Origin of the sequence: Streptomyces sp. NPDC059564 (genome assembly GCF_042735575.1) — a bacterium.
GTDB lineage: Bacteria > Actinomycetota > Actinomycetes > Streptomycetales > Streptomycetaceae > Streptomyces.
On sequence record NZ_JBHWBP010000289.1, the window covers coordinates 1 to 9,813 of the forward strand.

Here is a 9,813-nt window from a genome sequence, read left to right on the forward strand (position 1 = left end):
CGGGGGGGGGGCCCCCCCCCCCCCCGAGCCTCGGCGCAGGCGGGATCGGCAGGCGCAGCCCCGCCGGCGACTGAGGCGCGGGGCCGGGACAGTACCCAGGGGCTTCGGCTCAGCCGTGGCCGAACAGCGGGCCCAGCGCCAGCTCCGCGGCCCCCTCCGCCACCCCCGCGACGGCCCGCTCCACCACCGGCGGCTCCCCCGCCAGCGCCCGGACCCCCAGCACCGCCCGGACCCCCTCCACGAACACCTCCGGATCCGCGGCCACCACCCGCCCGCCCAGCAGCACCCGGTCCACATCCAGCAGCGCGACCAGGTTCGCGGCCCCTTCCCCCAGCAGCCGCGCCGCCCCCGCCAGGTCACCCCGGGCCACCGCCTCCAGGCAGAGCACCTCCAGGCAGCCCCGCCCCCCGCACCGGCACGCCGGCCCGTCCAGCCGCAGCACCTGGTGGCCGAACTCCCCCGCCGCCGACCGCGCGCCCCGGTACACCGCGCCGTCGAGCCGGAGCCCCGCCCCGAGCCCGGTCCCGACGTGGAGGTACACGCACGAGCCGGCCCCGCCCGCGCCCCCGGCCGCCGCGACCCCGGCGTTGGTGTCCTTGTCCAGCATCACCGGCAACCCCAGCCGCCCCTCCAGCACCTCCCGCAACGGGAACCCCGCCCAGTCCGGGAACCCCGTCACCCTCCCCAGTACCCCGCTCCGCCAGTCCAGCGGCCCCGGCGCGGCCACCCCGACCCCGAGCGGCGGCGCGGCCGGCCCGCGCGCGCAGACCCGTACGACCGCCGCCGCCACCGCCTCCACGACCAGGTCCGGACCCGCCCCGAAGTCCAGCGGGCCGCTCCACGCCTCGACGACGCCGCCCGCGAGGTCGACCCGTACGGCCCTCAGCTCGTCGCGGTCCAGGTGCACCCCCACCGCGTGCCGGGCCTGCGGGACCAGCCGCAGCAGCGTGCGCGGCTTGCCGCCGGTGGAGGCGCCGCGACCGGCCTCGGCCACCAGGCCCTCCGCCGCGAGCCGGGCGGTGATCTTGCTGACGGCCTGCGGGGTGAGGCCCGTACGGGCGGCGAGCTCGGCCCGGCCGAGGCCCGGCGCGCCGGCCGAGCGCAGCAGGTCCAGCAGCAGCGCCTCGTTGTACCCGCGCAGGGCCGGCAGGTTCGCCCCGCCACGGCCGTCCCCGTAGCCGCCGCCCCCGCTGCCGTTGCCCCTGTTCACCCGTCCATTGTCCACCCTCCTTGCACTTACGCAACGCTGTTGCCAAAGTGGTCGCATGAACTCCGCCCCCACCTCCCCCACCTCCCCCACCGCCCCCCTGCGCGTCGCGCTCATCGGCTACGGACTCGCCGGCTCCGTATTCCACGCCCCGCTCGTGTCCGCGACCGAAGGCCTCGTCCTCGACACGGTCGTCACCTCCGACCCCGGCCGCCAGTCCCAGGTGCGCGAGGCGTACCCGGACGTCCGCCTCGCCGCCTCCCCCGACGAGCTGTGGGACCGCGCCGCCCGCGGCGAGGAAGCACCCGGCCTCGTCGTCATCGCGTCCCCCAACAAGACCCACGTCCCGCTCGCCACGGCCGCGCTCACCGCAGGCATCCCGGTCGTCGTGGACAAGCCGCTCGCCGCGACCGCCGCCGAGGCCCGCGAACTCGCCGACCTGGCCGACCGGACCGGCACCTTCCTCTCCGTCTTCCAGAACCGCCGCTGGGACAACGACTTCCTCACCCTGCGCCGCCTCCTCGCCGACGACGACCTCGGCGAGGTCCAGCGCTTCGAGTCCCGCTTCGAGCGCTGGCGTCCGCAGCTCAAGGGCGGCTGGCGCGAGTCCGGCGCCCCGGAGGAGATCGGCGGCCTGCTGTACGACCTCGGCAGCCACGTCGTGGACCAGGCGCTGGTGCTGTTCGGCCCGGCGGTACGGGTCTACGCGGAGGCCGACGTGCGCCGCCCGGGCGCCGAGACCGACGACGACACCTTCATCGCGATCACCCACGCGAACGGCGTCCGCTCGCACCTCTACGTCAGCGCGACCGCCGCCCAGCTCGGCCCGCGCTTCCGCGTCCTCGGCTCCCGCGCCGGCTACGTCAAGTACGGCCTGGACCCGCAGGAGGGCGCCCTGCGCGAAGGCCTGCGCCCGGACGACCGGGCCGACGGGCCGCTGTGGGGCGAGGAGCCGCCGCACCTGTGGGGGCGGCTCGGCTCCGGCGAGTCCCCGCTGACCGGCGGCGGGATCTCCGTGCCGACGGAGCACGGCGACTACCCGGCGTACTACGCGGCCGTCGCGGAGGCCCTGCGCACGGGCGGCCCGGCTCCGGTGACCGCGCACGAGGCCGCCGACTGCCTGGCGGTCCTGGAGGCGGCGCGCCTCTCCTCCCGCGACGGGGTGACGGTGGACCTCACCACCTGAACCGCCCTGCCCGCACCCCGACCGGCGGCCCGCCCGGGCATGCGAAAGGGACGGAACCGCCCCCCGACGGCCCCGCCCCTCACCTCCCCCGCCGGCGCTACGCGCCCTTGAACTCCTGGCGCTGGCGCCCGAGGCCGCCGATCTCCACCTCGACGACGTCACCGGCCCGCAGGAACGGCTTCGGCTCCGGCTGCCCCGCGGCCACACCGGCCGGCGTGCCGGTGACGATCACGTCGCCCGGGTACAGCGTCATGAAGTGGCTCAGGTACCGCACGACCTCGCCGACCGGGAAGATCTGGTCGGAGGTGTGGCCGTCCTGCTTGAGCTCCCCGTTGACCCACAGCCGGACGTCCAGGACCTGCGGGTCCGGAACCTCGTCGGCCGTGACCAGCCAGGGGCCGAGCGGGGTGAAGGTCTCGCAGTTCTTGCCCTTGTCCCAGGTGCCGCCGCGCTCGGTCTGGAACGCGCGCTCGGTGACGTCGTTCGCGAGTACGTAACCACCGACGTGCGCGAGGCCCTCCTCGGCGGAGCCCAGGTAGCGGGCCGTGGCGCCGATGACGACACCCAGCTCGGCCTCCCAGTCGGTCTTCACGCTGCCGCGCGGGATCAGCACGGTGTCGTCGGGGCCGACCACCGTGTCCGGGGACTTGAGGAAGAGGATCGGCTCCGCCGGAGCCTCCGCGCCGACCTCGGCCGCGTGCCCGTGGTAGTTCAGCCCGATGCCCACGATCTTGCCGATCCGGCCGACCGGGGAGCCGACGCGCAGCCCTTCCGCGTCCAGGGCCGGAAGCTCGCCGGCCGCCGCGGCGTCCCGTACGCGGGACAGTACGGAGTCGTCGGCCAGCAGGGCCCCGTCCACATCCGTGATCAGGCCGGACAGGTCGCGCAGGGTCCCGTCCTGGTCGAGCAGCGCGGGGCGCTCCGATCCGACGGGTCCGACACGCAGCAGCTTCATGGGCTTTCTCCCGTGGTCGTGGGTGGTCGGCCCATGGGCGTGCCCCGGGCCGGCCGATGGGTTGCGGCCATCGGAGGATTGGTTGATCCTCCAAGAAGTCCGACCAATCCGCAAGACCCTGTTCACAGACTGGAACGCACCCCTCCAGCCGCCACCGCCGCCGCCTCCTCCCGGCCGGCCCGCTCCTTGCGGTACTGGAGCCAGGCCCGCTCGGCGACCGACCACGCGGTGGTGGTCAGCAGGTACAGCCCGGCGGCCAGCGGCACCACGGCGGCCGTGATCAGCGTCCCGAACGACAGCAGGGGCAGCACGCCGCCCAGCTTCCGCATGGCCGCCTGCTGCTCGGCACTCAACGCGGGCACCCCCGGGGCGACCCCGCCACCCGCACCCGAAGCGGCCTTGGCGCTGCCCGCGCCGGCCTTGCCCGCGCCCGAAGCCGCCTTGGCCCGACCCGCCCCGGCCTTGCCCGCGCCCGAAGCCGCCTTGGCCCGACCCGCCCCGGCCTTGCCCGCGCCCGCCTTACCGCCACCCCGGGCAGCCTTCGCCCCGCCGGGCCCGGCCGTCGCCCCGCCGGGCCCGGCCACCGCCGCGGCTACCGGAGTCACCGCCGGCGCGGCGGCCGCCGCCCGCCGCCCCCGTACGGCGCTCCACGCGGCCACCACCCCGACCGCGGCGAACAGCCCGAGGAACACCAGCCCCTGCGCCCCGAACAGGCCGCCCTCCCCCAGGGCGTCCGCCCACCGGGATCCGAGCGGGGCGGCGAACAGCCGGTGCCCCAGCAGCTCGTTGGCGGCGCCGCCCACCTTCGAGGAGGAGAACGCCTGGTACATCACGAAGAACACCGGCAGCTGCAGCAGCACGGGCAGGATGCCGGCCACCGGGGTCGCACCGCGGAACGCCGCGCGGCTCAAGGGGTGCAGGGCGAGCCGTACGAGCACGGTGAACAGCACGATCGCGGCAGCGGTCGCGGACTCGGCCAGTACCGGCTGGAGCAGCCGGCCCAGCTCGGCAACAAGGTGGGTGAAAACGGACACGTGGGCCCTCCGAGGGGTCTCGTCGAACGTCGAAGAAGGTGCATTTCGGCGCGACGACCCGCGAGGGGCGACGACAGTGATCAGTCAGCGAAAGGCGATGCGTTGCCGGGAACCCTGGAACCCGGGAACCCGCGTGGCACTGGGTGTTCACCCGGCGCCACCGGCAAGTGAAGGTACTGCGCGCCCCTACGCGGCCGTCAGGGCGAGACGGCCTGGGGCCCTGGGCCGCGACCGGCCCGAGGCGTCGGGATCGCGCTGCGGCAGGAACGCCGTGCGCTGCTCGCGATCACGGATCGCGGTGCGTATGCGGTGCGGCGGCACGGACCGCACGAGGCAGGCCGCCAGCGCGGCGGCCCCCACGGCGACGGCCGCGGCCAGCGCGACCACGGCGGCGGCGAGGCCGTTCTCCCCCGACATCAGCCCGAGGATCCCGCCGACCACCAGCAGGGCCGCCAGCAGCCCGCCGGCCCGCGAGGAAAGCAAGGAGAACAGCAGGGAACGCGCGTCAGCTCGCCGAGCCATACGAACCGCCCCCTCCCACTCCACGAGCCCGAACCCCCGTACGAGGCGAGGTACTCACGATCGATGGTAACGGGCGCCACCGACAACCGGCCCGGCCTCCCTCCAGGACGCTGCTCCCCGCCCTGCGCAGCCGCGCGTCCCGACCGTCACGGGGCACTCCCGACCGGATCCCGCGCCAGGACCTCCTCGTCCGGCCGGCCGTCCGCCGCCTGCCGAAGGCGCGCGCCCGGGGACACCGACACCACCACCGCCACCGCCACCACGAGGTTCAGCACCAGCGCCACCATCCCCGCGTTCACCCCCCACACCGGATCGTTCCCGGAGAACACGAGCAGGCAGACGACCACCACCCCCACGACGAGCCCGCCCACCGCCCCCGACACCGTCAACCCGCGCCACACCAGCCCCAGCAACAGCATGGGCACCAGCTGCGCCATCCCCTCGTACGAGACGAGCGACAGCCGGACGAGCGTGTTGGGGGCCACGTAGGTCATCACCAGCGCCACCGACCCGGCGATCACGACGACGATCCGCGAAGCCGTCTTCTGCCGCTCCCCCGCACTCCAGCGCGGCACCAGCGACAGCACGCTGCGCCCCCACATCGTGCCGATGACCAGCATGAAGACCGCCATCGGCACGATCGACGACAGCGCGGCCGCCACCCCGATCAGCCCCACGGCCCACGCCGGGAGCGAGTCGACCACCAGCGCGAACAGCGCGAGGTTCGACTCGGCGCCCGTCAGCCCGGGCACCACGAACAGCGCCGCCATCCCCAGCAGCATGGGAACGAACAGCAGCACGTTGTACGCGGGCAGCAGCACGGCGTTGCGGCGCAGCACGTCGGCACTGCGCGCACCGAGGTAGCCGGCCACGGTGGTCGGGAAGATGACGACGGTCAGCGCGTTGAGCACGGTCGTCGAGGCGAACCACCCCGCCCCCAGCCGCCCTCCGCCGTGCCCGGGCAGCGTCAGCCACTGGGGCTTCTCCGCCACGAGCCGGTCGAAGAGCTCCCCGTAGCCGCCGAAGTAGTGGAACGGGACGTAGCAGGCGAGGAAGCCGAGCGTCCCGATGACCAGCACGTCCTTGAGGACCGACACCCAGGCGCTGCCCCGCAGCCCGCTCACGACCACGAAACCGGTGGTCACGGCGAAGGCCACGAAGTAGGCCCACTCCAGGGACACGGCCCCGTAGGTCACCGTCGTGACGACGACCCCCATGCCCGTGATCTGCAGCTGGATGTACGGCAGCAGGAACACCGTCGCCAGCACCGCCACCGCCGCGCCCAGCCACGGGCGCCCGTAGCGGTGGGCCACCATGTCGCTGATCCCGACGAGGCCGTGGCGCCGCGCGTAGTCCCACAGCATCGGCCCGACGACGTACCCGACCGCGTAGCCGCAGGACATGTACGCGACGACGTACATCACCGGCGCCCCGTAGTTGTAGCCCCAGCCCGCCGCCCCCAGGTAGCTGAAGCTGGTGTAGCCCTCCCCGGCCATCAGCACCCAGATGAACACGGCCCCCAGCGAGCGCCCGCCCACCGACCACTCGGCGAGCCCGCCGCCGCCCCCGCCGCGCCCGCGTACGGCGAACAGCCCGAGCGCGACGGTCACCACCATGAACGCGGCGAAGACGGAGGTGGCCACTCCGGCAGCGCTCACCGCCGGCCCGCCCGCAGGTCAGCGCGCCGGACGAGCCACACGGCGAGCGGCGTCACCAGCGTCGCGACGATGAACCACGCGAGCAGGAACGGTACTCCGCCGACCCTCGGCTCCAGCCGGTTCACGGCCGGCAGCACCACCACGAACAACACGAAGGGAACACCCAGCCACAGCAACTGCGGACGCTTCACCCATTTCGGACTCACCGCCTCACCCTAGGACTTGAGCGTGCCCCACACCACCAGGCGGTACTTCGAGGTGTATTCGGGCGTGCACGTCGTCAGCGTGATGTACGAACCGGCCTCCGTGTACCCGGCGTCGGGCCTGACCGCACTGTGCGGCACCGGCGCGATCACCCCGGTGTCCCGCTCGGTGGTCTCGCTCAGCACCTTCCCCACCACGTACGTGTACCTCCGCCCCCGGACGTCGACCAGCAGCTCGTCGCCCGCCCGGAGCCGGTTCACGTACCGGAACGGCTCCCCGTGGGTGTTGCGGTGCCCGGCCAGCGCGAAGTTCCCCGCCGCCCCGGGCTGCGCGGTCCCCGGGTAGTGCCCGGCGTACCCCTTGTCCAGCACGGCCCGCTTGTCGACCCCCTGCGCGACGGGCACGACGAGGCCGAGGCGCGGAACGCGCAACACGGCGTACGCCTCCTCGCGCCCCGGCGCCGGCTCCGGCTTCGGGCTGGGCTTCGGGGTGGGCTTCGCGGCCGGCGCCGAGGGCCGGCCGGGCCCGGCCCCCGGAGCGGAATCGGAATCGGGGGCGGCACCGGGAGCACTCGAACCCCCCTCGACAACAGGCGCGCGCTCCTCCCCACCGCTCCCACCGGCGAGGGGTTCACGTCCCGCCCCCCAGGCATCCTCGAGAACCCGGACCTGTTCCTGCGCGGCCGCGACGGCCTGCCGGTTCGTCCACCACACCTGGTGCACCACCAGCAACGCCACCACCACGCCCACCGTGGTGATCGCCTCGGCGCCCACCCACAGCAGCCACGCGAAACCGGCCCGGCGCCCCCGTCGGCCGCGCCCCTGAACCACCACACTCACGCGATCCCGCACGGCCCGCACCCTAAGTCCTCCCCCCTCAACTGACCAGCGGCAGTACGGTGTGAACCATGCGCCCCGACACGCCTGCCGAGCACATCGCCGAAGCCGAGCGCCTCATCCGCACGGCGACCCGCTACCCCGAGGACCAGGAGCCCTTGCTCCTCCAGGCCGCGGCCCACCTCGAACTGGCCGACGCACGCGAGCGCGCGAGCACCCTGTACGACCAACTCCTCGCCGCCGCGCCCGCGAACCCGCACCTGATCAAGGCCCTCCAGGCCGCGAACCTGTGGGAGTACGGCCACGAGGCCGAGGCCCGCGCGCTGATCTCCGGCATCCGCGCCGCCGCGCCGACGGACCCGGCCCCGTGGGAAGTCATCGCGGAAGCCCTCGAGGCCCACGACGAACTGGAAGCCTCCCACGCGTGCTTCACCGAGGCGGCCACCCTCCTGACCTCGGAGGACACCCCCCTCACCCAGTCGACGACGGCCCTGCTGACCGGCCGCCACCGCGTCCGCCGCCTGCTGGCCCTCCCCCACGACGACTGGGACATGGTCGCCGACACCCGCCACGCCGGCCCGATCCCCCTGGACGAGCTCCACGACCCCAAGCGCATCTGGGCCCTGGGCTCCGACGACCCGGCGGAGCTGCGCGCCGAGATCGCCCGCCTGCGCGCCGAGCTGGGCGACCGCCGCGCCGCCCTCTCCCGCCCCTTCCCGGTGGCCATCCTCCACTGGCCCCAGCGGGAACTGTCGGAGCTCGTGTCCTCGTACCCGACCCTCGCGGCGGAGTACCCCTCCCACGAGGCCCACCTCGCCGCCGTCGAGGCCTCCCTCCGCGCCCTGGCCGCCTCGGGCACCACCAACCTCGGCATCGTCACGGGCAACGTCCCCTCGTACGAAGCCTTCGCGGCCTCGGAGAAGACCTCCCCGGCCTCCCCGTCCCTCCTGGCGGAATACGCCACCACCCTGGCCGCCCGCGGCAAAGCCACCCCCTGGCCCCCCACCCCCACCACCCCGTGCTGGTGCACCTCGGGCAAGCCGTACGCGGAGTGCCACGGCACCACCGGCTCCTGACCCCCGCCCCTTCACACCTCCGGCGCCGTCAGCGTGGTCGTCGCTTGGCCTTCGGTTCGGCGCGGCGGCCGGCGACGGCCGCCAGGACGCGCGCCGCCGCCTCGGCGACGTCCTCGTGTTCCCAGACGCGCAGGGCCAGCCACCCCGCCTCGGAGAACCGGGCGTCGGTGTCGAGGTCCCTGCGCCTGTTCCCCTCGATCTTCTCGCGCCAGAAGTCCGCGTTGTTCTTCGGCCAGGTCGCGTGCACGGGGCATCCGTGCCAGAAGCAGCCGTCCACGAACACCGCCACACGCGCGGGACCGAACACGATGTCCGCCTCGCGCCGCACGCCCTTCACCGGCCGTTGGTGAATCCGGTACCGCGCCCCGGTGGCGTGCAGGGCCCTGCGCAGCGACAACTCCACGGAGGTGTCGCGGCTCTTCTGGCGACTCATCCGCGCACGCACATCGGCCGTCGTTGCGAGTTTCTCCACGGCACCATTCTGGACCGCGGCGGGACCGGTGGCCGCGGTCAGAGCGGCAGCTGGAGCTGTTGGTGGCCGCGGGCCTTGGCTGTGGGTGGGGTGGGGCGGGGGGTGGTGAGGGTGAGGAGGGTGCGGAGGGCTGTGATGACCTCTGCCGGGGTGTCGCGGATCATCGACGGGGTCGCGCTGACGACCAGGATGCCGTGGGACTCCAGGCGCAGGCGGCGGCGGAGGGTGGCGTGCCAGGCGTCGCGGGTGTAGTGGTACTCAGCCGAGTCGATCTCCAGGGCCACGCCCTCGTCGGGCCAGTAGGCGTCCGGGCTGGCCAGGAAAGTGCCGTCCGGGGTGTAGAGGCGGGCGTTCCACAGGGGGGTGGGGAGGTCGGTCGCCGTGAGGGTGTCGCGGGCGCGGGCTTCGGCGACCGAGCGGACCCCCACGAGGAGTTCCGCCGCCGCGGCGCGGACCGCGGGGCGGGCCAGGAGGCGGGAGGCGCGGAGTTCGGCGTGCAGGTCCTGCGGGTGGCACCAGCCGGCCTGGACGACCTGGGCCAGGACCGAGCGGATCCGGTCGGGCCGTTCGGCGGCGCGCGCGGCGTAGTCGGCGGCGGCGCGGACCGGGCGGGTGCTGGGGATGCCCGAGACGGTGATCGTGCGCGGCCAGCGGGCCGTGGAC

At 74.6% G+C, this 9,813-nt stretch carries 10 protein-coding genes and 1 pseudogene; 2 read left to right on the forward strand and 9 right to left on the reverse strand.

The window, feature by feature from the left end:
* Positions 1-109: 109 nt before the first annotated feature.
* The gene (locus ACFV0Q_RS32040; RefSeq protein ID WP_385010098.1) at positions 110-1,210 is read right to left on the reverse strand and encodes an ROK family protein; all 1,101 of its coding nucleotides are present in this window, start codon (positions 1,208-1,210) and stop codon (positions 110-112) included.
* Positions 1,211-1,265: 55 nt separating this feature from the next.
* Here ACFV0Q_RS32040 and ACFV0Q_RS32045 point away from each other — a divergent pair, with 55 nt between their 5' ends.
* The gene (locus tag ACFV0Q_RS32045) at positions 1,266-2,393 is read left to right on the forward strand and encodes a Gfo/Idh/MocA family oxidoreductase (RefSeq protein ID WP_385010100.1); all 1,128 of its coding nucleotides are present in this window, start codon (positions 1,266-1,268) and stop codon (positions 2,391-2,393) included.
* Between the two features lie 97 nt (positions 2,394-2,490).
* On the opposite strand, the gene ACFV0Q_RS32050 is transcribed toward ACFV0Q_RS32045, so the two are convergent.
* From ACFV0Q_RS32050 to ACFV0Q_RS32075, 6 genes are all read right to left on the reverse strand, one after another.
* Complete coding sequence (locus tag ACFV0Q_RS32050) at positions 2,491-3,348, reverse strand: fumarylacetoacetate hydrolase family protein (protein ID WP_385010102.1); 858 nt, start codon at positions 3,346-3,348, stop codon at positions 2,491-2,493.
* Between the two features lie 122 nt (positions 3,349-3,470).
* Complete coding sequence (locus tag ACFV0Q_RS32055; protein WP_385010104.1) at positions 3,471-4,382, reverse strand: hypothetical protein; 912 nt, start codon at positions 4,380-4,382, stop codon at positions 3,471-3,473.
* Between the two features lie 186 nt (positions 4,383-4,568).
* A complete protein-coding gene (locus ACFV0Q_RS32060) occupies positions 4,569-4,904 on the reverse strand; it encodes a DUF6412 domain-containing protein (RefSeq protein WP_385010106.1) in 336 nt (111 codons plus the stop codon).
* Positions 4,905-5,050: 146 nt separating this feature from the next.
* Complete coding sequence (locus ACFV0Q_RS32065; protein WP_385010115.1) at positions 5,051-6,520, reverse strand: sodium:solute symporter; 1,470 nt, start codon at positions 6,518-6,520, stop codon at positions 5,051-5,053.
* A 38-nt stretch (positions 6,521-6,558) separates the two neighbouring features.
* Positions 6,559-6,753, reverse strand: a complete 195-nt coding sequence (locus tag ACFV0Q_RS32070; protein WP_385010108.1) for a DUF3311 domain-containing protein — start codon at positions 6,751-6,753, stop codon at positions 6,559-6,561.
* A 24-nt stretch (positions 6,754-6,777) separates the two neighbouring features.
* Entirely contained in the window at positions 6,778-7,617 is an 840-nt protein-coding gene (locus ACFV0Q_RS32075) for a class E sortase (protein WP_385010110.1), read from the reverse strand.
* A gap of 56 nt (positions 7,618-7,673) precedes the next feature.
* Between ACFV0Q_RS32075 and ACFV0Q_RS32080 the strand changes: the two genes are divergently transcribed.
* A complete protein-coding gene (locus ACFV0Q_RS32080) occupies positions 7,674-8,678 on the forward strand; it encodes an SEC-C metal-binding domain-containing protein (RefSeq protein WP_385010111.1) in 1,005 nt (334 codons plus the stop codon).
* 28 nt (positions 8,679-8,706) lie between these two features.
* On the opposite strand, the gene ACFV0Q_RS32085 is transcribed toward ACFV0Q_RS32080, so the two are convergent.
* Both ACFV0Q_RS32085 and ACFV0Q_RS32090 read right to left on the reverse strand, forming a co-directional pair.
* Positions 8,707-9,150 carry a very short patch repair endonuclease gene (locus ACFV0Q_RS32085; protein WP_385010113.1) on the reverse strand — a complete coding sequence of 148 codons (444 nt, stop codon included), beginning with the start codon at positions 9,148-9,150 and terminating at the stop codon, positions 8,707-8,709.
* 38 nt (positions 9,151-9,188) lie between these two features.
* Positions 9,189-9,813: pseudogene (locus ACFV0Q_RS32090) on the reverse strand (hypothetical protein); the annotation flags it as partial.

Coding starts and splice junctions, on each gene's coding strand:
- ACFV0Q_RS32065 (WP_385010115.1), bottom strand. CDS start 6,520: ATGGTGGTGACCGTCGCGCTCGGGCTGTTCGCCGTACGCGGGCGCGGC.
- ACFV0Q_RS32060 (WP_385010106.1), bottom strand. CDS start 4,904: ATGGCTCGGCGAGCTGACGCGCGTTCCCTGCTGTTCTCCTTGCTTTCC.
- ACFV0Q_RS32050 (WP_385010102.1), bottom strand. CDS start 3,348: ATGAAGCTGCTGCGTGTCGGACCCGTCGGATCGGAGCGCCCCGCGCTG.
- ACFV0Q_RS32045 (WP_385010100.1), top strand. CDS start 1,266: ATGAACTCCGCCCCCACCTCCCCCACCTCCCCCACCGCCCCCCTGCGC.
- ACFV0Q_RS32080 (WP_385010111.1), top strand. CDS start 7,674: ATGCGCCCCGACACGCCTGCCGAGCACATCGCCGAAGCCGAGCGCCTC.